A 24,951-nucleotide genomic window follows, 5' to 3' on the forward strand; every position below is an offset into this window, starting at 1 on the left:
AATATTAAACTTTAATTCTACGATTATGAAACGTATTCTATTATTTTTTACAGTTATATTAACATCTAGTTTAGCTGTAAATGCAGCCACAACCACCAAAATAAATGACAATTCAGCTTCAAATTATGTATCTGGTTATGGTAACTCGTTCATATTTGTAGAGGCAGGAATTGAATTTTCGGTTTTTCCTGATGGCCAGTTTGATTTTTATATGCCCAATTACGGTCCAAATGTTAATGTTGCCGTAAACACACCTGGTGTTAGCATTAGTTTTAACTCTGGTTGTAATTATAATCCATATGTGCAGTATGACGAGTTTGGTGCAGTCATTCAAATTGAAAATGTTCCTATTTATTATGACTTTTATGGTCGTGTACGACAAGTTGGGGGTATTTTTATAAATTATAATCGTATAGGCTATGTTTCACGTGTTGGCGGGCTATATGTTTATTACAACAGCTTAAATCGTTTTTCATATTGTACTGGCTTTATAAACCCATTTAACAGAGTTTATGTGTTTAGGCCTTGGCACCGATATTACCGTGTTCCTGCCTATAACCATTGTGTGGTTTATAACAGACCGTACAGACAATATTATAAGCCTGTAAGATATACCTACACGACACCCTACAGAAACAATTACAGACGTACAACTGCTGTAGCTAGTAGACGTGGCACAACAGTTCAAAGAAACAGGGATTTGGCCACGAGAAACTATTCCAATACTAGTAGACGTAATACTGTAGCCCGTAACAGTACACCTAGCAGACGCCAAGCTACTACCAATACTGGAAGGTCTCAAGTGAATAACCGTGCGACCAATAGACGTTCAGTAGAACAATCTACCCGATCTGAACGTCATTCAAGATCAGCAGTAAAAGAAAATTCAAGAAATGAGAGACGTACCATTAAAAGCAATTCTAGAACGCGATCGCAAGTAACAAAGCGTCCTAATAACTCGTCAAGAAGAGTAGCTTCCGTTGATAGAGCTGGTAGAACACAAAACATGAAAAATAATAAGCGCTATGAAAAACCAAAAGCGCAAAATTCTCGTACATATAGTAAAGACAGAAATAGAAATACCAGAAATAACTCTAAAGGTCGCTCTGGTAGATAATATAAACGTTTTGGTTGGTTAGTTAGAAAGTCCTGCGAATAGTATGCGCCTCAAAGCACATTCGTGGGATTTTCTCATTTAACGCTTTAACACTTTATTGAGTATAGCTGTGATATCTTCAGAAAAATTAAAAACATAAACGACCAAACCGTAAAACAAGCTTACCAAAATTGTTTTTAATGCAATATTTAGAATGGGGTGAAACGCAAAGTCCCAAAAATAAAACACACCAATACTTACCAAAATAAGCATGAATACTTTACCTGTATGGTTGCTAAATGGCAACATTTTAAATTTATAGTTGACAAAAATAATTTTGGATAAATCATAAAGGAAAACAGCAACAAATGTCGCAAAGGCAGCTCCATTAATACCATACATAGGTATAAAAATTATATTTAAAACAACCGTTAAAACTGCTAAAAAAACACCAAGTAGCAATACCATTCTATAATAATCGCTATTAAATAAAATAGCATTGTTATTACCTAGCAAACTATCCAATAGTTTAGAAAAACTAATAATGAAAACAATTACCAATCCATTGGCATAATTATCATCAATTAGCTTATACATCTCATTAATATTTGAAATAATGAGTAAAAAAATAAATCCGCTGATTATAAATAAGTTTAAGGAGCTTTTTTTATATAAAGTTTTTAGTTCAAACTTATTCTTCTCGTTTAAATACTTTGCGGTTAATGGACTCACAATTTGATGCATAGAGCGTGATGGTACGCTAATAACACTAGCTATGTAAATAGCAACGCCATAATACGCTATGTTTTCTATGGCTATATAACGGTTAAGCATAAACTTATCAATCTCTAAAATAACATTAGCTACCGATCCTGCAATTATTATTAACGATGTGTACTTTAGAATAGATGACAAGTTACTTATTTTGGATACCTTAAAACTTGGAAACCGCAAGCTATAAGCATATAATTTCATTATTAGTGTACGCAATATGTACACCATCATAATGCTATATATTAATTCTTGCACTGTTAACATTTCATAATGCAAGGCAAACAATAAACCCGTTATACAAATTCTATGAAAGACTTCTTTCATGAAGTTCCCGAAAACACTCTGCATTTGTACGCGAGACCAGGCATAAAACACTTCGAAATACGAGAAACAAATAGCCGTTATAAAAATGACCCAAACATAATCCTCTACAATGGTATTTGATCCCGCCAGCCAATGGCTAATAGCATCAAAAGCTATCAAAAGAACAAGAGCTGATGGTACAATAATCACCAAAGGTAAAAACAACATTAATACTAAAAAACTGTTTTGTGCTTGCCGAGTTTTATAAGATGAATAAAACTTAATTATGGTATTATGTACTCCAAAAGCAAAAATGGGCATCAATACATTAGCCGTAGAGAGAATATAGGTTACCAGTCCAAAATACTCATCGCTCATGAACTGTGTAAATAGAAACAATACATTAATAGCACCTATACCAAAACCCAAATAGGTTGTGATGGTGTTTTTAATGGATTGATTTATAACTATTCCCATTTATATGAGTTCTGCTAAAGTTTTGGTTAATGCCTTTCGACTATATTTTTGAAGGCCAATACCATGCGATTGTAAGTTACCGTCTTTATAACTTAAATAATACTTTAAAATTATATCTTTAATAGCCTTGTAATCATCATAATAGAAATACGAGCCTGTATTGGTTTCTTTTAAAATACCTTCAACATCAGAACCTTTTGGGCCAATAGCCAGAATAGGTCTTCCGGAAACCATGTACTCAAATAGTTTTCCTGGAATTATACTTACTGTATCTGGTGAATCGATTTCTATTAGCAATAATACTTGTGATTGTTTTTGATTTTTAACAGCTTGTTTATGTGTTACATAACCTAGATTAATTAAATAATCAATTAAATCATAATTACTTAAGGATTTTAGGACTTCTTCGCTCACATAACCCACTAGTTTTAATTGAAAATCATCAGCAAAACCTGGATGTGTATCAATTAAATCCTTAAGAACTTCCCATAACACTTTAGGGTTTCTTTCAGACAATAATGAACCAATATGAGCCAAGGAAAATTTAGCATCTAATGTTTTCTCGTTAAGCGGTAACACATCATAACCATTTGTTATAACATGTATAGGTCTGCTTGTGATTTCTGAAAATTCTTGTTTCGTAACTTGACTTGTAACCACAATTTGATCTGCAGCTTGTAACACAGCCTTCTCCAACAGTTTATGTTTGTTTTTTGAGCGCTTTGTAAGTTTTAGTTGCTTATGATAACCAATAGTTGTCCAAGGGTCTCTAAAATCTGCAATCCATTTTATATCCTCGCTTTTTTGCAGTTCCAAACCAATTAAATGCAAACTATGCGGAGGACCCGTTGTTATTACTGTTTCAATATTAAAGTCACGGATATAGGTGCTCAAATACTGAACCGAAGGCCTTACCCATTTTTTTCTTGCATCGGGAATGAACAAATTTCCTCGAACAAAAAGCAACAACCTATCAACCAGTGTTTGCGATGATTTATTTGGGATAATACCTTTACTTATGGATTTTGATTTTTTTCTTGACAATAAGCCAGCAAACTTATAAGGTTCTTTTATAGGCTGCTTAATGATGGCCACATCGGTAGGAACCTCTTGCTCTAAACTCTCGTCTATTATAGGGTAATTGGGGTTTGACGGTATATACACTATTGGTTTTACGCCATAATCGGGTAAATACTTTACAAATTTCAACCAACGTTGAACACCTGGACCACCAGCTGGCGGCCAATAATACGTAATAATAAGCGCCTCTTTACGCACTTTCTTTTGTGTTAGATTTAAATTGATACCATAGGCCACCAATAATTAGTAAAACCAAAACAGCTGAGCTTGCCAAAGCAATGCTACTTCCCGTTTTAATAACTTGAGGTTCAAACTTAAACTCAATGGTATGATTTCCAGAAGGAATTGGCATGGCGCGCAAAACATAATTAACTCGTGTATGCGGCACCAAATTGCCATCTAAATAGGCATTCCATCCTTTATCATAGAACACTTCTGAAAATACTGCAAAACCATCAGAACTTGAATTTGATTTGTATCTAATATAATTAGGCTTATAGTCTTCTACTACAATACTTGCCAACGAGTCAACCCTGAATGTTTTACTAGGAACATCAGGCATGGTCGTTATAGCCACGCGTTTTGTGTTTAAACTATCCAACAACTGAATTTCTTCATTAGCAGATGAGACCTGCTTAACTTCTTCAACGAACCACGCATTACCATTTGTCTCTGTATTGGTATATGGAAATATATTTCCTTCATCATCTTCGGCAATAATGTATTTGGTATTTAGCATACTCAATACATTTAAGTTGTTTCGTAATACGTGAAATTCATATAAATCGTTATAGCGTTTTAGTTTTGCCGCATGATATCCACCTAATGAATTATGGAAATAAGCTGCTCTGGCGCCTCCTGAAGTTACATCTAAAACCCTAAAGTGTTCAGGGTCTTTTTGAATGCGTAAATCGGCCTGATTGGCATTGTAAGGTTTATTTACTTTTAAAGCAGAAACAAAATTATCGCTATTTACATAACGCCTATCTACTCCCACCAAATCAAAGACTAGCAAAAGACCTATTACTATAATTGCTTTAGTCTGTGATAATTTCTCTTTCAAATAAAGAAACACAACTCCTGCTGTTAACAAAACCAATACAAAAGTCCTAATAGTATCTTGGGTAAACAACATTTTACGGTCTTTAATAATGGCATCAATGAATTGAGGTCCGTAATTCTGACGGTATAATCCATCGTTTGCACCAACAAAATTGAACAAAGACGATTTAAACAACAAAAACACCAATGCCAATCCAGCACTAATGATAACGGTTACTTTAAGCGCCTTTATCTTGTCTTCTTTATCATCAAAATCGTTAAATACACGTACCAATCCAAAAACAGCTAAAATAGGTACGCATAATTCCAATATAACCTGAATGGAACTCACTGCCCTGAATTTATTATACAAAGGCACATAGTCTATAAAGAAATTGGTTATAAACGCAAAAGGTTCGCTATCGCCATAAGACAGAACTAAAGCCATGATGCTTCCACTAACTAGCCACCATTTTAATCGTCCCTTCACTAAAAACAAAGCCAAAACAAATAAAAACAGTACAACAGCACCAATATAAGCTGGTGCTTCTACTATGGTTTGTTCTCCCCAATATGTAGGCATTTGCTTGGTTTGCTCCAAAGCTTGAAGCGGCGTGGCTCCAATACTTAAAAAGAAATCGTAAGAAGCTGATTCCTTTCCAACATCTTCATAGCTTCCTCCACCCATAAAACGCGGTATATATAAATTAAAGGTTTCCAATAAACCATAGCTATATTCCGTAATATAATCTCTATCCAGACCCGAAGTGATTTCTTTTGGCGAACCATCTGGGTTAATGGTTAACTCACTTTGACTACGTGTACTTTCGCTAGCATATTCTTTAGTGGCCAATACGTTTGTAGCATTTAAACCCAAAGCTAAAACTACTGCCAAAGCTAATATTCCAACCGACTTAAAATAATGCGGTAAACACTGTTTTTTATAAGCATCAATTGCATACACAATGCCCAAAACAATAACCAATAGCATTAAATAATAGGTCATTTGAAAATGGTTAGCCACCAACTCCAATGCCATAGCTACAGCTGTTAACAAAAATCCGTAAACATATTGTTGTCTAAATACGAGAAGAATGCCACTTAAAACCAAGGGCATATAAGCAATTGCATGCGCTTTAGCATTATGTCCAACACCCAAAATAATAATGAGATACGTAGAAAACCCAAATGCCAATGCTCCCAATGCCGCCAATTTAAAATCGACTTTCATAACCAGAAGCAGCACATAAAACCCCATTAAATACAAAAAGAGATAATCGGCTGGACGTGGTAAAAAACGTAGGGTTAAATCTAGTTTTTTAATATAATTATGTGGGTATTTAGCCCCTAACTGGTAGGTAGGCATGCCGCCAAATGCACTGTTGGTCCAATAGGTTTCCTCACCAGTATTTGCACGATAGTCATTTTGCTGTTTAGACATTCCAATATAGTGCATAATGTCACTTTGAAATATCGCTTTACCTTTTAATACCGGACTAAAATAGGCTAGTGAAACAACTACAAAACCAATTAGCACTAAAATATGTGGAATACTTTTCTTTAGAGAAAATTGCATGAATATGTATTAATGAATGAATGCGAAAATTAATCAATTTCTTCGTAATCTACATATTCACCTACCGTTTTATTTGAAGATTTTGAATTCGGCATTTTATCAATTGAGACTTCACCTTCCTTTTTGGTTTGCTCTTGTCTGCTATTATACTGATTAAATTGTTGACCAAATTGCTTTTCGGCTTTTTTGGTAACATATCGCAATAACGCAGGAGCAAATAGTCTAGAAAGAATTTTTATTCCGTAATAGACCAATAGAATAATAAGAATGGTTTTCATCACGCCTGTTAAAGATGCGTATTGTAACATGAGGTAAAATTTTAAACAAAAATACAATTCTAAACGCTTAAAATCTGTTTTAAATACTTAAAAAAAATATAATATCTATATATTTGGCATTAAACAAGAACTCATGAAATCTATCAAAACCTATTTACTGGCATTCTCTTTATTGTCATCGTTTTATAGCTTCTCGCAGTATACTGAAGTTATTAACTCTAATCGCCCAGGTGTATCTTTAAGTGCATTCTCTGTAGGTACAAATGTGGTTCAGTTTGAAGTTGGCCCCTATTTGCTAAATGAAAATCACAATCCGCTTAATCGTGAAGACAAAAGTTACGGTGTTGATTTTGCCGTTCGTTATGGTTTTTTATTTCCGCAATTGGAAGTTAGTGTAGGTGGCGCATTTCAATCCACAAAACGCAATTACACTAATATTCCTAATAGCGAAGAAACCTATAGCAACTTTAAGTCGCTTACCGCTGGTGTTAAGTATCTTGTTTACGATCCTTATAAAAATTCTGGAGAAGAACAGCCAAGTCTTTATAGCTGGAAAGCCAATCATAGTTTTAAATGGAAACACTTAATTCCAGCTGTATCTGTGTATGCAGGTATTAACTACGATACATCAGACAATCCTTATACAGCTGCAGGCGTTGAAGGTATTAGTCCGCGTGTTTTAATCGCATCGCAAAACAACTTTTCTAGCGGTTGGGTTTATGTTATGAATTTTATGTTGGACCGCATTGGAACCGATCAGCAAGATTTTTCATATGTTTTAACCTTAACCAAATCTATTTTTGATCAGTGGGCCGTTTTTGGCGAATTCCAAGGTATAAGTAGCGATTTTTATGCCGATAATTTAATTCGATTTGGTGGTGCCTATTTATGGACCAGAAATTTCCAACTCGATACCGCCCTTACTTTCAACACCAAAGATACACCTGCTGTATTTGGCGTTACCTTAGGTGCATCGTACCGTTTGGATTTCCATAAGGATAAAGAGGAAAAAGACGGCACATCGGCTGAGGAAGAATTAGAACGACGCGAAAATAAAGCGCGTGGCAAAAGCAAGAATAAGCGCCAAAAAGAAGATACCAATTTTGATGACGATGGCATTTAAGCCCAAGCGATACGATTTATGATAGAATTACAAGAAGTCAAAACCAAAAAAGAATTAAAGGCATTTGTAACTTTCCCTTTTCAATTATATAAAAATTCAAAGTATTGGGTACCTCCTATCATTTCTGATGAAATGGAAACCTTAAGTGCCGATAAAAATCCTGCTTTCGAATCGGCTGAAGCTCGATTTTTTATAGCTTTTAAAAATCAAAACATGGTTGGTCGTGTTGCGGCCATTATTAATACTATTGAAATAAACGAACAACAGGTCAAGAAAATGCGCTTTGGTTGGTTTGATGCCATTGATGACATTAATGTGTCTAAAGCCTTGCTCAATAAAGTTGAAGACATTGGTAAAGAACACCAACTAGAATTTGTAGAGGGACCTGTAGGGTTCTCTAATTTAGATAAAAATGGTGCGCTTACGGAAGGTTTCGACCATATTGGAACCATGGCAACCTGGTACAATCATCCTTATTATATTGAGCACTTTAAAACATTGGGTTATAGCCCGGAAAAGGTTTATATAGAAAGTAAATTTAAGGTAGATGAAGTACCAACAGAGCGTTTTACCCGAGTTGCAGACATTGTAAAAAAACGGTTTAATCTTTGGTCCAGTAATTTTACAAAAACTTCTGAAGTTATTCCCCATGTAGATGACATGTTTGCCTTGTTTAATGAATCATACAAAGAACTGCCTACCTACGTACCGATTACCAAAAAACAGCAAGCCTATTTTAAGAAAAAGTTTATAAACTTTATAGATCCAGAATATATTAAGTTTGTTTTTGACAAAGACAATAACATGATTGCCTTTGCCATTGTTTTACCTTCGTTTTCAGAAGCTCTCCAACAAATAAAGGGTAAGTTGTTTCCCTTTGGGTTTTTAAAATTGTTAAAGGCCAAAAAACACAATAAAACCGCTTTGTTGTATTTAATTGGCGTTGACCCAACTTACCAAAGCAAGGGTGTAACTGCTATTATTTTTAAAGATATTTACGATGTGTTCGTGAAAAAAAATATTGAAACCTGTATACGATTGCCAGAATTGGAAGATAATTTAGCCGAGCAGCAAATTTGGAAAGATTTTAATTCTGAAATAATAAAAAGGCGAAAGACATTTAAGAAATTGATTTAAGTTAATTGTTTTTAATAATCCCAATCAAAACGGCCATCTCTAATTTCTACAACCTCACCATTGCCGTTTACGGCATCAAACCAAAATGTACCTGAAATAATAGAGTTGGATAAATCTAGCCTTGTAATGGTTAATTCTCCTGACTCTTGTGTAGTTGTAAAATATCTATTTGATGCAGAAAGACTGTAAGTTCCACCACCACCTGTAAAATCTCCATCATCATTAAAATTTTTGCTTAAAACATATGTTTCCCCTTCTTGCAATTCAACTTTACCAGATTGAACCGTAACCCTCTCATTAGTTGCACCTCTTAAATCAGCAAAACTCATAGAGAAATACCATTCACCTCCTACAAATTGGTAGAAGCAATTAACAGATGGGTTTATACCTTCGGCATGAGGCAAAAAAACCTCTCCATTAACCAAGCAGCCAACCGTATTGGCACCCGTTTGTGTAGCTGGAGGTAGTGAACTGCCAGAATTATTGTCGTCATCATTGTTACAACAACTTAATGTTAATGCCAATAGGAACAGTATGATAATATTCTTACCTAGAATGTGTTTTTTAAAGTTATTTTCTTTTTTCTTCATTTTTTGTTTTAAAGTTAAAATGTATTTTACAAGTAGCAAATACGTACCTGTACGTATTTATTAACTTTTCGACGAATAACTTTCTTACACATTTTAAATTCAGAAATAAAAAAACCTCTCGATAGGAGAGGTTTTTAATTTATATAGTTTTTTGCTTACTTATCCATTGCAGCTGCAACTGCTGCCGATAAACGCTTATATGTCCCGTTTTCCAATCGTGAGCGTATGGCATCAAAAGCATCCAATGTTTCTTTTACATCGTCTAATGTATGTGTTGCTGTTGGTATCATACGTAACAAGATTAATCCTTTAGGAATTACAGGATACACCACTATAGAACAGAATATTCCGTAGTTTTCGCGTAAATCTTTTACCAAGGCCATAGCTTCAGGAATACTACCTTGTAAATATACAGGCGTTACACAACTTTGCGTGGTGCCAATGTCGAATCCGCGTTCTTTTAAACCCGATTGCAAGGCATTAACAATAGTCCATAAATTTTGCTTAAGTTCTGGCATGGTGCGTAACATATCCAAACGTTTTAATGCACCGACAACCAATTGCATTTGCAATGATTTAGCAAACATTTGCGAACGTAAGTTATATTTTAAATAGTCTATTATCTCTTGGTCTGCAGCGATAAAGGCACCTGTACTAGCCATAGACTTTGCAAATGTTGCAAAATACACGTCAATACCATCTTGAACACCTTGCTCCTCGCCTGCTCCAGCTCCTGTAGCACCTAATGTACCAAAACCATGAGCATCATCAACAAAAAAGCGGAAATTATACTTTTCTTTTAGCGCAACAATTTCCTTTAAACGTCCTTGTTCGCCACGCATACCAAACACACCTTCAGAGATTACTAAAATACCACCTCCGGTTTGTTCGGCCATTTTGGTAGCACGTTCTAGGTTCTTTTCTAAACTTTCAACATCATTGTGCTTATACGTAAAACGCTTACCCATGTGTAGGCGTACACCATCAATTATACAAGCGTGTGCATCAACGTCGTACACAATAATATCATCTTTAGATACTAAAGCATCAATTGTTGACACCATACCTTGATAACCAAAGTTTAATAGATAAGCTGCTTCTTTATTCACAAAAGCGGCCAATTCATTTTGAAGTTGTTCATGCAATTCGGTGTGTCCCGACATCATTCTAGCTCCCATTGGATATGCCGAACCATATTTTGCGCCAGCTTCGGCATCTACCTTTCTCACTTCTGGATGGTTGGCCAAACCTAAATAATCATTAATACTCCAAGTAATTACTTCCTTACCTTGGAATTTCATTCTATTTGAGATTTCACCTTCCAATTTTGGAAACACAAAATAACCTTCTGCTTGTGAAGCCCACTTTCCTAGAGGCCCTTTGTCTCTATATATCTTTTCAAATAAATCTTTCATACACAGCTATTAATCTGGTTAGTTGAGGCAAAATTAAATATTTATACAGTTTTAGCATAATTATTTACCGCCATATTATTAAGAAAGACAGCCAACTTTTTAACAAAAAAGCTAGCTGTCTCCATATTTTTGAATTAACACTACTTTATATGCTCAATACTTTCTGCAGCTTCTTCATGAATACTATCAAAAAAGCCTTGCTCATTCATCCATTTATCACTATAAATCTTGCTCATATACCTTGAACCATGGTCAGGGAAAATAACAACTACAACATCGTTAGGTCCAAAAACCTCATCGTCATTTAGTTGTTTAACAGCTTGCATGGCAGCACCAGAGGTATATCCTACAAAAAGCCCTTCGGTTTTAGCTATTTCCCTAGCCGTATGCGCACTTTCTTCATCGGTTACCTTTACAAACTCATCAATAACATCAAACTCTGTGGCCGAAGGAATTAAATTTTTACCTAGGCCTTCAATACGGTAAGGATAGATTTCTTTTTCATCAAACTCTCTGGTTTCATGATATTTTTTTAAAACCGACCCGTAAGCATCAACACCTATTATTTTAATATTTGGGTTTTGCTCTTTTAAATATTTAGCAGTTCCAGAAATTGTTCCACCTGTTCCGCTACAAGCTACCAAATGTGTGATTTTACCTTCGGTTTGATTCCAAATTTCGGGCCCTGTAGAGCTATAATGTGCATCAATATTTAATTCGTTAAAATATTGATTAATATAAACGGAACCTTTTATTTCTTCGTGTAAACGTTTAGCAACTTGGTAATATGACCTTGGGTCGTCTGCACTTACATGTGCAGGGCATACATAAACTTTGGCACCCATGGTTTTTAGCATATCAATCTTGTCTGCAGATGATTTTGAACTAACCGCAAGAATACAATTATAACCTTTTATGATACTCACCATGGCAATACTAAAACCTGTGTTACCAGAAGTGGTTTCGATAATTGTGTCGCCTGGTTTTAAAATACCTTTTTTCTCGGCTTGTTCAATAATATATAGAGCGATTCTGTCTTTTGATGAATGACCTGGATTGAAGGCTTCTACTTTAGCGAAATACTTACCCTTAAGCGATTCAGTAATTGTATTAAGCTTTATTAATGGCGTATTACCTATTAAATCTAAAACATTATCAAAAACTTGGTTGTCTTTTTTCATAAATGCTTATTAAATAGCTACGATGTTAGCTGATTGAAATCGTAGTCCAAAACTTGGCAAAAATACAACATTTTTTTTTGACTAGTGCTTTATTCCTTCCAAATCTAACAAAAAGGCGTATTCTAGAGCCACTTCCTTAAGGCTTTCAAAACGTCCAGAAGCACCACCATGACCAGTATCCATATCGGTATGCAATAGCAATAAATTGGAATCTGTTTTCAATTCACGGAGCTTGGCAACCCACTTTGCGGGTTCCCAATATTGTACTTGAGAATCGTGTATTCCAGTTGTAACCAAAATATTGGGGTAATCTTGGGCTGTAACATTATCGTAAGGCGAATACGATTTCATATAATCGTAATATTCCTTTTCATTAGGGTTTCCCCATTCATCATATTCACCAGTTGTTAGTGGAATTGAATCATCTAACATAGTAGTTACAACATCTACAAACGGAACCGCTGCTATAACGCCCTTATATAAATGTGGTTCGCTGTTTACTACAGCTCCCATTAATAATCCACCAGCAGAGCCACCATACGCATATAGATGGTCTTTTGAGGTGTAATTTTCTTGAATTAAAAATTTGGAACAATCTATAAAATCTGAAAACGTATTTTTCTTTTGTAATAGCTTACCCGATTCGTACCAGTTTCTTCCTAAATATTCTCCGCCACGAACATGAGCAATAACATAGATGAATCCGCGATTTAACAAACTCAATCGGATACTTGAAAAGTAAGGATCTATTGTAGAACCATAAGAGCCATAAGCATACAGCAGTAAAGGATTTTTACCATTTAACTCCATGCCTTTTCTATAAACCATGGACATTGGTATTTTTGTTCCATCGGCTGCTGTTGCCCATAAACGTTTTGATTCGTAATCTCGTTTGTCAAAATCACCCAATACAGCTTGTTCTTTTTTAACCGTTTTAGATTTAGTTTTAAAATCGTAATCTATCACAGAACTCGGTGTGGTTAACGAATTATAGCTATATCTTAAAACCGTACTATTAAATTCGGGATTATTCCCTGTGTAAACCGTGTAAGTCTCGTCATCAAAGGGCAAATAGTAATCTTCCTGACCATTCCAACTGATTATTCGCAGTTTATTTAGTCCGTTTTCACGCTCACTAACCACCAAATAATCCTTAAATATTTCAATATCTTCCAACAATACGTGCTTTCTATGCGGAATTACATCTTCCCAGAACTGCTTGTTTGTATGGTTTTCATGAGTTTTTTGTAATTTAAAATTGGTTGCTTTATCCCGATTGGTTATAATGTAAAACGTATCGTTATAATGTGAGATTCCGTATTCAATACCACGTTCACGCTTACTAAAAATTTTAAAATCTTGATTGGGATTATCTGCAGGTAATATTCTGTATTCTGATGTTAAAGTACTTGAAGCTCCAATTACTATATACTTCCTTGACTTGGTTTTATAAACAAAGGTATTAAAGGTATCATCGGTTTCATGATAGACTTCAATATCATTTTCAGCGTCTGTTTTTAATTGGTGCTTGAATATTTTAAAGGCGCGTAAGGTAACAGCGTCTTTTCTTGAATAAAACAATGTACTATTGTCATTTGCCCATGTACAACTTCCAGATGTGTTCTTAATTTCATCTGAATACACCTCATTGGTCTGTAAATTTTTAATTCGGATGGTATACTGCCTTCTACTAACTGTATCAACAGAAAAGGCTGCCAATGTATTATCTGGGCTTACAGAAATACCTCCTAGTTTAAAATATGCATGACCCTCTGCCATTGCATTACAATCAAACATTACTTCTTCTGGCGCATCTAGGCTCTCTTTTTTTCGGGTATAAACGGGATAATCCTTACCAACTTCATAGCGTGTTATATACCAGTATCCATTATAAAAATAAGGAACAGACGTATCGTCTTCCTTAATTCTAGCTTTCATTTCCTCAAATAATGATTTCTGCAGGTCTTCGGTATGAGCCATGATCTGCGACGTGTAGTTGTTTTCAGCGTTTAAATAATCTATAACCTCGTGGTTTTCCCTATTATTGAGCCAAAAGTAATTATCTACTCGTTCATCATCATGTATAATCAGCGCATGAGGGACTTTTTTTGCACGTGGTGGTTTAAGTGTTTTTTTCAAAAAAATGCGTATTAATCAAGGTCCAAAAATATAAAAATTAAATAGCTTTGCACTGTAATTAAAACGATAATATCATGTTTGGAGATTTAATGGGAATGATGGGTAAATTAAAAGAAACCCAGAAAAAAGTAGAAGACACTAAAAAGCGTTTAGACACCGTTCTTCTCGATGAGATTAGTAGCGATAATAAACTAAAGGTTACGATTACTGCTAATAGAGCAATTAAAGACATAGCTATTAATGACGAATTATTGGAAGACAAAGAACAGTTAGAGGACTACTTAATTCTTACACTTAATAAGGCTATAGAGCGTGCAACACAAGTTCATGAAACTGAAATTGCAGCTGTAGCCAAAGATGGTATGCCTAATATACCTGGTATGGATATGTTTAAATAATTAGAAAAATTAACAAAAATTTGATTTAATAATAATAAAAGCCCAAGCAAATATTTTGTATTTTAAGGGTTGATGAATTAACCAAATTTTTAAAATTATGTTCGAATTATTTCAAAGCGAAAACAATCAAAAGTTCTATTTCAATTTAAAGGCCAAAAACGGTCAAATTATTTTATCTAGTCAAGGCTATGCCGATAAATCTGGTGCTAAAAACGGTATTGAATCGGTTAAGACCAACTGTAGTGACGACAGCAAGTTTGAGCGCAAAACAGCTTCAAATGGTAAATTTCATTTCAATATTAAAGCCGGTAACGGTCAAATTATAGGTAGTAGCCAAATGTATGCTGGCGAATCTGGAATGGAAAACGGTATAGAATCTGTAAAAACCAATGCTCCAGGAGCTGAAGTAGTTGATAAAACAGCTTAATTAGCACTATTTAGAAGAACAAGAGCAAAAGCATCAGAATTTCTGATGCTTTTTTATATTAAAGTTTTAAATGTTGTAAGCTCGATAAAAACTTATCCTGCATGGTATCTGTATAATCCAAGTGCGTAACCAAACGCAACTTACCACTTCCCATGCCAATCATTTTTATACCCTCTTTATCTAAAGACTGAATGAAATGTGTTTCATCTACATCATTGTTTAATTCAAAAATAATGATGTTGGTTTCTATAGGCTCAACCGATTTAATATAGGATAGACGACCCAAAACCTCACCTATTTCTTTAGCACGTTTATGATCTTCTGCCAAGCGCTCCAAATTGTTTTCCAATGCATATAAACCAGCTGCTGCCAAATAACCAACTTGACGCATATTGCCGCCAAACACTTTACGAATCCTAACGGCATCTTCCATAATAGCTTCATCGCCAATTAACACAGACCCAATTGGGCAACCTAAACCTTTACTTAAACACACCGAAATGGTATCAAAAAGTTCACCGTACTGTTTAGGCGTTTCACTTTTTTCAACCAGGGCATTCCAAATACGGGCACCATCTAAATGGTAACCCAAACCATGTTCATTACAAATAGATTTTATTTTTTTAAGTTCATCAAAATCCCAAAGAGAACCACCACCTCTATTAGCTGTGTTTTCAACTTCAACTAAGGTGGTTTTAGCATAATAAAATGCATCAGGGTTAATGGCCTCTTTAACCTGACTGGCAGTAAACATACCTCTATTACCATCAATCAATTTACAGGAAATACCACTGTTAAACGATGCGCCTCCAGCTTCATAATTATAAATATGGGCAAACCTATCGCAAATTACCTGTTCCCCTGGGTTGGTGTGCAACTTCAATGCTGTTTGATTGGCCATACTACCACTAGGAAAAAATAAAGCCCTAGGCTTACCAAACATCTTAGCCAAACGTTCTTCCAATACTTTAACTGTTGGGTCTTCATCAAAAACATCATCTCCAACTTGAGCATTTAGCATTGCTTCCAACATCCCTTGAGATGGCCTTGTAACGGTATCGCTTCGTAAATCTATAATCATGATACTATTTTAAAACATAAAACTATAAAATATATTACGTTAAATTTTATGAGACTGATAATAATTTTATTTTTGTTTAAAATTAATTCTATGATTACTTCAGATCAAATTAAAGATCTTAACACACGCCTAGTCAAGCTAAGGCACTATCTTTGACATAGATGCCAAATTGATAGAAATTCAAAACGAAGAAGAACAAACTTTTGATCCCAACTTTTGGAATGATTCCAAAGCAGCGGAATCTGTTATGCAGTCATTACGAAGCAAAAAGAAATGGGTAGAAGACTATAATGAAGCCAAGGTATTAGTTGAGGATTTAGAAGTTATTTACGAATTCTTTAAAGAAGGTGAATCTACAGCTGAAGATGTTGAAAATCGTTTTGAAAAAGCTCAAAACCTTATTGAAGATTTAGAGTTTAAAAATATGCTCTCTGATGAAGGTGACAGTTTAAGTGCTGTACTTCAAATTACTGCTGGTGCTGGCGGTACAGAAAGCTGCGATTGGGCCAGCATGCTCATGCGTATGTATTTAATGTATGCCGAAAAAAGTGGCTTTAAGGTCAAAGAATTAAACCTTCAGGACGGTGATGTTGCTGGAATTAAAACCGTTACTTTAGAAATTGAAGGTGAGTTTGCTTTTGGATGGCTAAAAGGTGAAAATGGTGTTCACAGACTCGTTCGTATTTCTCCCTTTGACAGTAATGCCAAGCGTCATACCAGTTTTGCTTCGGTATATGTATATCCGTTGGTTGATGACTCTATAGAGATAGAAATCAATCCTGCAGATATTGAAATTACAACTGCTCGTTCCAGTGGTGCAGGTGGACAAAATGTGAATAAAGTTGAAACCAAGGTCCAACTCTTACATAAACCTTCTGGCATTCAAATACAGTGTTCTGAAACGCGTTCACAACACGATAACAGAGCACGTGCCTTACAAATGTTGAAATCGCAATTGTATGAAATTGAATTGCAAAAACAAATGGCGCAGCGCGATGATATTGAAGCTGAAAAAATGAAAATTGAATGGGGAAGCCAAATTAGAAATTATGTTATGCACCCTTACAAACTAGTTAAAGACGTAAGAACGAGTCATGAAACGGGAAATGTAGATGCTGTAATGGATGGCAACATTCAACCATTTTTAAAGGCATACCTTATGATGATGGGACAAAAGGAATCGGAATCTGAAACTTTATAAATTAAATTATGATCACAATATATCACAATAACCGTTGTAGCAAATCTAGACAAGGCTTGGCTCTTTTAGAGGAATCAGGCAAACCCTTTACTATAAAAAAATATCTTGAAGACATACCTTCAAAGCAAGAACTTAAGAATATTATTACCATGCTTGGAATAAAACCTATGGAGCTGGTTAGAAAAAACGAGGCTGTTTGGAAAGAGCAGTATAAAAACAAGACACTATCAGACGGTCAAATTATTGATGCTATGATTGAAAACCCCAAACTTATTGAAAGACCAATAGTTATTAATGGTAATAAAGCTGTATTAGGCAGGCCTCCTGAAAAGATATTAGAAATTATTTAATCCATTAAGCTTCAATACTTCAAAATTGAAGCTTTTTTATTTAACATAGTTTTAACCAAAGCGGTTTAAACCAAAGGCTATTTTTGCGGTCAAATTGCGAAACCCTTTTATATGTACAGATTTTTTTTAACCCTATTTTTTATAGGAACAACTTTTTTTTCTTATTCTCAAAAATCGAATGAAGTCACCATTACAGGGAATGTATATGATAAAACTACCAATCAGCCATTAGAATATGCTACAGTAGCTTTTTTTAACACAGCCGAAAATCGTTTAGAAACAGGTAGTATAACCGATGCTGAAGGTGCTTTTAGTATACCTGTTCAAAGTGGAACTTATGATATAACTATTGAATTTATTGGTTTTGAAAAGCTCACCATTCCCAATCAAGAGTTGACTGCAGATAGAAGTTTAGGCAAAATTGGTTTGGCTGAAGGAGCTGAAGCTTTAGAAGAAGTTGAAATAATAGCGGAAACTACAACTGTTGAGATTAAACTTGACAAAAAGATATACAATGTAGGTAAAGACTTAACTGTTCGAGGTGGAACAGTTAGTGATGTATTAGACAATGTACCATCTGTAGCCGTAGACGTAGAGGGTAATGTATCTTTACGTGGAAATGAAAATGTTAGGATACTAATAAATGGCAAACCATCAGGATTAGTTGGGTTGAATAGCACGGATGCCTTACGACAATTACCTGCCGAATCCATTGAGCGTGTGGAAGTTATAACCTCACCATCAGCAAGATATGATGCCGAAGGAACAGCTGGTATTTTAAACATCATTCTTAGAAGGAGTAAATTACAAGGATTTAATGGTGCTGTAACAGCAAGTGCAGGATACCCTAGAGCAGCTGGTATTTCTGGTAATATTAATTACAGAACGGGTGATATCAATATTTTCAATACAACCAGTTATAATTATCGTGAAGTTCCTGGAAATTCATCGTCTTATACGCAGTACTTCAATAAGGAATTTGATGAAAATGGCAATGAAATAGCTGACAATCCAGACACCTATGCCAATGAAACCAATGATTACGATCGTGTAAGAAAAGGGCTTAACACTAACTTTGGTGTGGAATGGTATATTACAGATTCCGCTTCGTTAACAGGTGCTATTTCATATAGAGATGGCAATAATGAAAGTAATACAACAAACATTTTGACACAGTATGATGAAAATGGCAATTTTGAGTCTGAAAGTAACCGCTTTGATCCTGAACAGGAAGAAGACAAGGTTATTCAATATTCCCTAAACTTTCAAAAAGATTTTGATACTAGTGGCCATAAGCTAACCATGGACTTTCAATATGAGGACAATTCTGAAGATGAGTACTCCGAAGTACTTTTAGAAGGTGTCAACACGGAACGTGTTTCAACTTTAGAAGACCAACAACGTATCTTGCTGCAAGCAGATTACGTTTTACCCATAGGAGAAAGAAGTCAATTTGAATTGGGTTATCGTGGAAATTTTAATGATCAAAGCGCAGACTATAAAGTATGGTTTTTAGACCAAAACAGCAACGAATTTGAATTAAGTACAGGTTTATCAAATTTTTTAAATTATAGAGAATATATTAATGCTGCTTACACGCAGTTTGGCAGCAAAATAGGTGAAAAGTTCTCGTATCTATTAGGTTTACGCCTTGAAGAAACCCGTATTACTATTGACCAACCCACAAGCGGTGATTTTAATCGCAACAACTATTTAGGTTTATTTCCTACAGTAAACTTAAGCTATGAAGTTAGCGAAAATGAAAATGTAACCCTCGGCTATAGCAGACGTATTCGTAGGCCGCGCTCATGGTTTATTAATCCGTTTCCATCGCGTTCTAGTGTAACGAGTATTTTTAGGGGGAACCCTAACCTAGCTCCTAGTTATTCAGGATTATTTGATGTGGGATATTATAAAAAGTTTGGTAAGGTATCACTTAACACCTCTGCTTACTACCAGCACGCTACTGATGCTTTTAGCTTTGTAAGTTATGATACTGGTGAGACCGTTAATGTAGGTGGACAAATATTACCCATAATTGAACGATCGCCAATAAATCTTGCTGAAGAAGACCGTTATGGTTTTGAGTTTACCGTGACCTACAACCAATCTCGTAAGTGGAATATTAATGCTAATTTCAACATTTTTCAACAATCCACCAGAGGCACCACACCTAACGGCTTGTCGTTGGATAACGATAACACCAGTTGGTTTGCTAGAATTAACAACAAATATACATTGCCATGGAACATAGAATGGCAAACCAGCTTAAACTACCGAGGGCCTTCAGCAGATGCTCAAAATAAACGCGAAGGTGTTTTCTCTTCCAATATGGCTTTTAGTAAAGACTTATTTAACGATAATGCATCGATAGCACTGAACATAAGTGATCTTTTAAACAGTAGAAAACGTATTTCAAAAACCAATACACCTACATTTACAAGTGAATCTGAATTTCAATGGCGTGAACGTAGCTTAATGTTATCTTTCACGTATCGTTTCAATCAACAAAAGCAGCGTCAAGACAGAAACCGAGGCGATAATGGTGGCGGCGATTTTGATTTTGAAGGATAATTACTATAGTATTATCCATATTTTAAAGCATAAAAAAAACGTCTAAATAATTTAGACGTTTTTTTATATCTTATAATAAATACTAAGCTTGTCTTTTAGCTTTCTTTTCCTCACGAATTTCCTTCATACGTTCTAATAAAGCCCCGCCAATCCAATAAGGAATAACAAAAGTGATTAAGAATATCATTAACCAAAAACCTATAGTTAATATGGTTAAAAATGCTAAAAATCCTAAATATTGGTCAAAATCAAACATGGTGGCTATTTTTATAATTTAGCGCAAAGATAAAACAAAGTCGTTTGTTTCACAACAGTAAAAACTATTTTATCAACATTTATTTCAACTTCATTATTTAAAATTAATTTAATGCAAATATCTTATCATCTCAAGCTGAATTTAGTATCAAAATCGTAATTTTGCGAAACAACTTATTATATTTAAAATCATGACTTTTAGAATTGAAAAAGACACCATGGGAGACGTTAAAGTTCCTGCGGATAAACTATGGGGAGCACAAACCGAACGCTCGAGAAATAATTTTAAGATTGGTGCACCTGCATCTATGCCATTAGAAATTATATACGGTTTTGCCTATTTAAAAAAGGCCGCTGCGTATACTAATTGTGAACTTGGTGTTTTATCTGAAGACAAACGTGATTTAATTGCTCAAGTATGTGATGAAATTTTAGAAGGCAAGCATGATGACCAGTTTCCGCTTGTTATTTGGCAAACTGGTTCTGGAACACAAAGTAACATGAATGTCAATGAGGTTATTGCCAATAGAGCGCACCAAATTGCAGGACATGTTATAGGAGAAGGTGAAAAAACCATTCAACCTAACGACGATGTCAATAAATCGCAATCTTCAAACGATACATTTCCAACAGGTATGCACATTGCTGCTTATAAAAAAGTAGTTGAAGTAACTATACCTGGAATTATTCAACTACGTAACACCTTACACAATAAATCCATTGAATTTAAAGATGTGGTTAAGATTGGGCGAACCCATTTAATGGATGCCACTCCATTAACACTTGGGCAAGAGTTTTCAGGTTACGTATCGCAATTAGATCATGGTTTAAAAGCATTAGAAAACACCATGCACCACCTATCTGAATTGGCTTTAGGCGGTACTGCCGTAGGAACAGGACTAAATACTCCAGATGGTTATGCCGAACTGGTTGCAAAGTATATTGCAGAGTTTACAGACCTACCATTTATAACCGCCAAGAATAAGTTTGAGGCTCTTGCTGCTCATGACGCATTGGTTGAAACACATGGCGCTTTAAAACAGTTAGCTGTTTCTTTAAATAAAATTGCCAATGATATTCGTATGATGGCTTCTGGACCTCGGTCAGGTATTGGTGAAATAATTATACCAGCAAATGAACCTGGAAGTTCTATTATGCCCGGAAAAGTAAACCCAACACAATGCGAAGCATTAACTATGGTATGTGCACAAGTGATGGGTAATGACGTTGCCATTACCGTTGGAGGTACCCAAGGACACTACGAATTAAATGTCTTTAAACCCGTTATGGCTGCCAATGTATTGCATTCAGCACAATTATTAGGTGATGCTTGCGTAAGTTTTGATGAACATTGTGCTTCTGGCATCGAACCAAACCATGGCGTTATAAAGCAGTTGTTAAACAACTCTTTAATGCTTGTAACTGCATTAAACACTAAAATTGGTTATTACAAAGCTGCTGAAATTGCTAATACGGCTCATAAAAATGGAACTACATTAAAAGAAGAAGCTATAAACCTTGGTTATGTAACAGCTGAAGAATATGACGAATGGGTAAAACCTGAAGATATGGTTGGTAGCCTTAAGTAAATTTAAATCAGTATATTAGATGCATTAAACCAAATAAATTATGAAAAAAACTTTACTTACTTTATTTCTCTTTTTGATCTTTACTAATCTTGTGATTTCGCAAACCACATTTGTAACTCCAATTCAGAATATAGATCCGAATACAGGTGAAGAACCTTACGAACTTGCTTCTGGTGATTTAGATAATGATGGTGATATTGACCTGGTGATGGCCACATATTGGTTTACTGGATTTGGAACGCCAACCCAAGATTATATTAAATGGTATGAAAATGATGGTTCCGGTAATTTTTCGATTCCAACATCATCAATTGTTTCTTCGACTATTCGTTACGTCGACGGGCTTACAGTTGCCAATATAGATAATCAGTTTGGTCTTGATATTGTAGCTACTTCCGCAGTTCAAAATACGCTTGTATACTACTTAAGTGATGGTTCTGGCGGTTTTGGATCTGAAGTTGTTGTAAGCAACACCGTTACTGGTGCTGGACAAGTTTTTGCAGCTGATATCAATAATGATGGTCATACAGATTTAGCTACTGTATCCTATGACGACAATAAATCTATTTGGTTTGCAGGTGACGGAGCAGGAAATTTTGGAACAGAACAAACTATTGAAAGTGGTAGCACCGATGGTCCATTTACTATAGAATTAGACGATTTTGATGGTGATATGGACATGGATGTTGTAATTGGGTTTTACAATACTGGAAATATTGAAATATATTACAACCAGTATATAGAAAGTGGCACAAGCACCGTGTCTTGGGTTAAGGATGCTGTTACAGTAGATTCTGGTAACTTATACTTTTTGGCAACAAAATTTGCTGATGTTAATAATGATGGAACATTGGATGTTGTAAAGGTAGATAATTCTACAGGAGAAGTGGAATGGTTCAACAAAATTAAAAATGGTGCCTCTACGCCTAATACCATTTCAACTTCAGCCATTATAGATAGACCGGGAGCTATAGCTGTTGCTGATATAGATGGAGATACCTATAACGATGTTATAATAACAGATTCTGGAGCTGGTGATGATGCTATTATTTGGTTTAAAGGAGCCAATAATGCCAGTCCAAGTGCAACTCCTACCTTAATTGAGGACAATAATTATCAGAATTTTGCAATAACTGTAGATGATTATGATGGTGATACCGATTTAGATATCGCTTTTCTCGGAAATGGAAATGATACTTTAGGTTGGTATGAAAATGAACTAATTTCTTTAAGTGTTGAAGAAAATTCTGTTTCAAACATCAGCATTTACCCTAACCCCACAAATAATATCCTGAATTTTAGAAGCTCATTTAATGAGCCATTAAACTTGTCCATTTACAATTTACTAGGTCAAGTTGTGCTATCAAAAAACATTGACAATAATACGGCTTTAGATGTTTCAGAACTTTCTAGTGGAGTATATACCATTCGATTGAACAATACTAACGAAGTTATTAAATTCATAAAAAACTAAAAGTCTTTATCATAAATTTTAAAACGCCTTCCAAAAACTTGAAGGCGTTTTTTTATTACCTAAAAATTAATCAACTTTGAAAAAAATATTTACGTGACCACATTAATAATCAACATAAAAGAACTACTTCAGGTTAGAGAATCGAACATTTCACTTGTTAAAGGTGAAGACATGAAAATCTTACCTACTTTAAAAAACGCTTATTTATTAATTGATGATGATACTATTGTTCAATATGGGGCTATGGATGAATGCAATGGAATTGAAGCCGACACCATAATTGATGCTAAAGGAAAGATGGTTTTACCAACCTGGTGCGATTCACACACACATATTGTCTATGCTGGCAATAGAGAGCAAGAATTTGTTGATAGAATAAATGGTTTAAGTTATGAGGAAATTGCCAACCGTGGTGGAGGAATATTAAATTCAGCCGAAAAACTGCAAAACATAAGCGAGGAAGACCTGTATTACCAATCTGCTAAACGATTGGAACAAGTCATGAAGTTAGGAACTGGAGCCATTGAAATTAAATCAGGTTATGGTTTAACCATTGAAGCCGAGCTTAAAATGTTACGTGTAATTAAGCGTTTAAAACAACACTATAATTTAAAGATTAGAGCCACGCTTTTAGCAGCGCATGCAGTCCCAAAGGAATATAAAAACAATAAAGAAGGGTTTGTTAACTTGGTTGTTGACAACATGATCCCTGAAGTAGCCAACAAAGGATTAGCAAAATATGTTGATGTTTTCTGTGAGAAAGGTTATTTTGATTTGGAAGATACCGATAGGATATTAGAAGCAGGAGCGAAATATGGTTTAATTCCAAAAATCCATGTTAATCAATTTAATGCCTTTGGAGGAGTTGCAATGGGTGTAAAGCATGACGCTTTATCAGTAGATCATTTAGAGGAATTGAATGATGAAGATATTAATGTTCTTCTTGATTCCGATACAATGCCAGTAGCATTGCCCTCATGTTCTTATTTTTTAAGTATTCCCTATACACCTGCCAGAAGAATTATAGATTCGGGATTACCATTAGCTCTTGCTACAGATTACAATCCTGGTTCTACACCTAGTGGAAACATGAATTTTGTTTTAAGTACAGCTTGCATAAAAATGAAAATGACTCCTGAAGAAGCCATTAATGCTGCTACAATTAATGGTGCCTATGCCATGGGAATAAGCCATAGATATGGTAGTATAACAAAAGGAAAAAAGGCTAACTTAATAATTACAAAAGAAGTTCCAAGCTATAACTACTTGCCTTATGCTTTTGGTGATAATCATATAGATCAAGTTATAATAAATGGTCAATTACTATCGTAATTAGAATCCATACAAAAGCCCGAAAACTTGATTGCTTTCGGGCTTTTCATAATAACTAAT

21 protein-coding genes are annotated in these 24,951 nt (G+C 35.0%); 11 read left to right on the forward strand and 10 right to left on the reverse strand.

Annotated elements, in window-relative coordinates; all coding sequences use genetic code 11:
* The first annotated feature begins 25 nt into the window (after positions 1 to 25).
* Positions 26 to 1,117, forward strand: a complete 1,092-nt coding sequence (locus MTX13_RS13380; RefSeq protein WP_250436640.1) for a hypothetical protein — start codon at positions 26 to 28, stop codon at positions 1,115 to 1,117.
* Positions 1,118 to 1,195: 78 nt separating this feature from the next.
* Here the strand turns inward: MTX13_RS13380 and MTX13_RS13385 are convergent, their stop codons facing one another.
* From MTX13_RS13385 to MTX13_RS13400, 4 genes are read right to left on the reverse strand one after another with little or no spacing between them, the layout of a single operon-like run.
* Complete coding sequence (locus tag MTX13_RS13385; protein WP_250436643.1) at positions 1,196 to 2,650, reverse strand: lipopolysaccharide biosynthesis protein; 1,455 nt, start codon at positions 2,648 to 2,650, stop codon at positions 1,196 to 1,198.
* Entirely contained in the window at positions 2,651 to 3,928 is a 1,278-nt protein-coding gene (locus MTX13_RS13390; protein ID WP_250436646.1) for a glycosyltransferase, read from the reverse strand.
* The gene (locus tag MTX13_RS13395) at positions 3,921 to 6,347 is read right to left on the reverse strand and encodes a YfhO family protein (protein ID WP_250436648.1); all 2,427 of its coding nucleotides are present in this window, start codon (positions 6,345 to 6,347) and stop codon (positions 3,921 to 3,923) included. The genes MTX13_RS13390 and MTX13_RS13395 overlap by 8 nt, the downstream gene beginning before the upstream one ends.
* Positions 6,348 to 6,376: 29 nt before the next feature.
* Positions 6,377 to 6,655 (reverse strand): DUF4834 family protein, encoded by a 279-nt coding sequence (locus MTX13_RS13400; RefSeq protein WP_250436650.1) that lies wholly within the window; start codon positions 6,653 to 6,655, stop codon positions 6,377 to 6,379.
* Positions 6,656 to 6,758: 103 nt separating this feature from the next.
* Between MTX13_RS13400 and MTX13_RS13405 the strand changes: the two genes are divergently transcribed.
* Together MTX13_RS13405 and MTX13_RS13410 are read left to right on the forward strand one after the other, a co-directional pair.
* Positions 6,759 to 7,748: a transporter gene (locus MTX13_RS13405; RefSeq protein ID WP_250436652.1), complete on the forward strand. Its 990-nt coding sequence runs from the start codon at positions 6,759 to 6,761 to the stop codon at positions 7,746 to 7,748.
* An 18-nt stretch (positions 7,749 to 7,766) separates the two neighbouring features.
* Positions 7,767 to 8,885, forward strand: a complete 1,119-nt coding sequence (locus tag MTX13_RS13410; protein WP_250436655.1) for a GTP cyclohydrolase — start codon at positions 7,767 to 7,769, stop codon at positions 8,883 to 8,885.
* An 11-nt stretch (positions 8,886 to 8,896) separates the two neighbouring features.
* On the opposite strand, the gene MTX13_RS13415 is transcribed toward MTX13_RS13410, so the two are convergent.
* The 4 genes from MTX13_RS13415 to MTX13_RS13430 form a co-directional block, all read right to left on the reverse strand.
* Positions 8,897 to 9,475, reverse strand: a complete 579-nt coding sequence (locus MTX13_RS13415) for a DUF6252 family protein (protein WP_250436658.1) — start codon at positions 9,473 to 9,475, stop codon at positions 8,897 to 8,899.
* Between the two features lie 155 nt (positions 9,476 to 9,630).
* Entirely contained in the window at positions 9,631 to 10,890 is a 1,260-nt protein-coding gene (locus tag MTX13_RS13420) for an aminotransferase class I/II-fold pyridoxal phosphate-dependent enzyme (protein WP_250436673.1), read from the reverse strand.
* 140 nt (positions 10,891 to 11,030) lie between these two features.
* Positions 11,031 to 12,071: a PLP-dependent cysteine synthase family protein gene (locus MTX13_RS13425; RefSeq protein ID WP_250436675.1), complete on the reverse strand. Its 1,041-nt coding sequence runs from the start codon at positions 12,069 to 12,071 to the stop codon at positions 11,031 to 11,033.
* Between the two features lie 81 nt (positions 12,072 to 12,152).
* On the reverse strand, positions 12,153 to 14,210 hold the full coding sequence (locus MTX13_RS13430) for a S9 family peptidase (RefSeq protein ID WP_250436677.1): 2,058 nt from the start codon (positions 14,208 to 14,210) through the stop codon (positions 12,153 to 12,155).
* Between the two features lie 74 nt (positions 14,211 to 14,284).
* Between MTX13_RS13430 and MTX13_RS13435 the strand changes: the two genes are divergently transcribed.
* Positions 14,285 to 14,608, forward strand: coding sequence for a YbaB/EbfC family nucleoid-associated protein (locus MTX13_RS13435; protein WP_250436698.1), 324 nt, complete (start codon positions 14,285 to 14,287; stop codon positions 14,606 to 14,608).
* 97 nt (positions 14,609 to 14,705) lie between these two features.
* Positions 14,706 to 15,035 carry a YegP family protein gene (locus MTX13_RS13440; RefSeq protein ID WP_250436701.1) on the forward strand — a complete coding sequence of 110 codons (330 nt, stop codon included), beginning with the start codon at positions 14,706 to 14,708 and terminating at the stop codon, positions 15,033 to 15,035.
* 58 nt (positions 15,036 to 15,093) lie between these two features.
* Here the strand turns inward: MTX13_RS13440 and MTX13_RS13445 are convergent, their stop codons facing one another.
* Positions 15,094 to 16,116, reverse strand: a complete 1,023-nt coding sequence (locus MTX13_RS13445; RefSeq protein ID WP_250436715.1) for a threonine aldolase family protein — start codon at positions 16,114 to 16,116, stop codon at positions 15,094 to 15,096.
* 90 nt (positions 16,117 to 16,206) lie between these two features.
* Between MTX13_RS13445 and prfB the strand changes: the two genes are divergently transcribed.
* The 3 genes from prfB to MTX13_RS13460 all read left to right on the forward strand — a co-directional run bounded on the left by prfB (position 16,207) and on the right by MTX13_RS13460 (position 20,241).
* Positions 16,207 to 17,317, forward strand: a protein-coding gene (prfB, locus tag MTX13_RS13450; RefSeq protein WP_250436717.1) for a peptide chain release factor 2 whose coding sequence is annotated in 2 segments (ribosomal slippage) — positions 16,207 to 16,269 and positions 16,271 to 17,317 — 1,110 coding nt in all. Because the reading frame shifts where the segments join, the coding sequence is not laid out codon by codon here.
* A gap of 8 nt (positions 17,318 to 17,325) precedes the next feature.
* Complete coding sequence (gene arsC, locus MTX13_RS13455) at positions 17,326 to 17,667, forward strand: arsenate reductase (glutaredoxin) (protein WP_250436734.1); 342 nt, start codon at positions 17,326 to 17,328, stop codon at positions 17,665 to 17,667.
* Positions 17,668 to 17,778: 111 nt separating this feature from the next.
* Positions 17,779 to 20,241 (forward strand): TonB-dependent receptor domain-containing protein, encoded by a 2,463-nt coding sequence (locus tag MTX13_RS13460; RefSeq protein WP_250436736.1) that lies wholly within the window; start codon positions 17,779 to 17,781, stop codon positions 20,239 to 20,241.
* Between the two features lie 82 nt (positions 20,242 to 20,323).
* Here the strand turns inward: MTX13_RS13460 and MTX13_RS13465 are convergent, their stop codons facing one another.
* Positions 20,324 to 20,497: a hypothetical protein gene (locus MTX13_RS13465; protein ID WP_223034277.1), complete on the reverse strand. Its 174-nt coding sequence runs from the start codon at positions 20,495 to 20,497 to the stop codon at positions 20,324 to 20,326.
* Between the two features lie 190 nt (positions 20,498 to 20,687).
* Here MTX13_RS13465 and fumC point away from each other — a divergent pair, with 190 nt between their 5' ends.
* From fumC to hutI, 3 genes are all read left to right on the forward strand, one after another.
* Positions 20,688 to 22,085: a class II fumarate hydratase gene (fumC, locus tag MTX13_RS13470; protein ID WP_250436739.1), complete on the forward strand. Its 1,398-nt coding sequence runs from the start codon at positions 20,688 to 20,690 to the stop codon at positions 22,083 to 22,085.
* A 40-nt stretch (positions 22,086 to 22,125) separates the two neighbouring features.
* Positions 22,126 to 23,559 (forward strand): T9SS type A sorting domain-containing protein, encoded by a 1,434-nt coding sequence (locus MTX13_RS13475; protein WP_250436742.1) that lies wholly within the window; start codon positions 22,126 to 22,128, stop codon positions 23,557 to 23,559.
* Positions 23,560 to 23,652: 93 nt separating this feature from the next.
* Positions 23,653 to 24,891 carry an imidazolonepropionase gene (hutI, locus tag MTX13_RS13480; RefSeq protein WP_250436745.1) on the forward strand — a complete coding sequence of 413 codons (1,239 nt, stop codon included), beginning with the start codon at positions 23,653 to 23,655 and terminating at the stop codon, positions 24,889 to 24,891.
* The last annotated feature ends 60 nt before the right edge of the window (positions 24,892 to 24,951 follow it).

It is taken from the genome of Hanstruepera flava (assembly GCF_023634025.1).
GTDB classification, from domain to species: Bacteria; Bacteroidota; Bacteroidia; order Flavobacteriales; family Flavobacteriaceae; genus Hanstruepera; species Hanstruepera flava.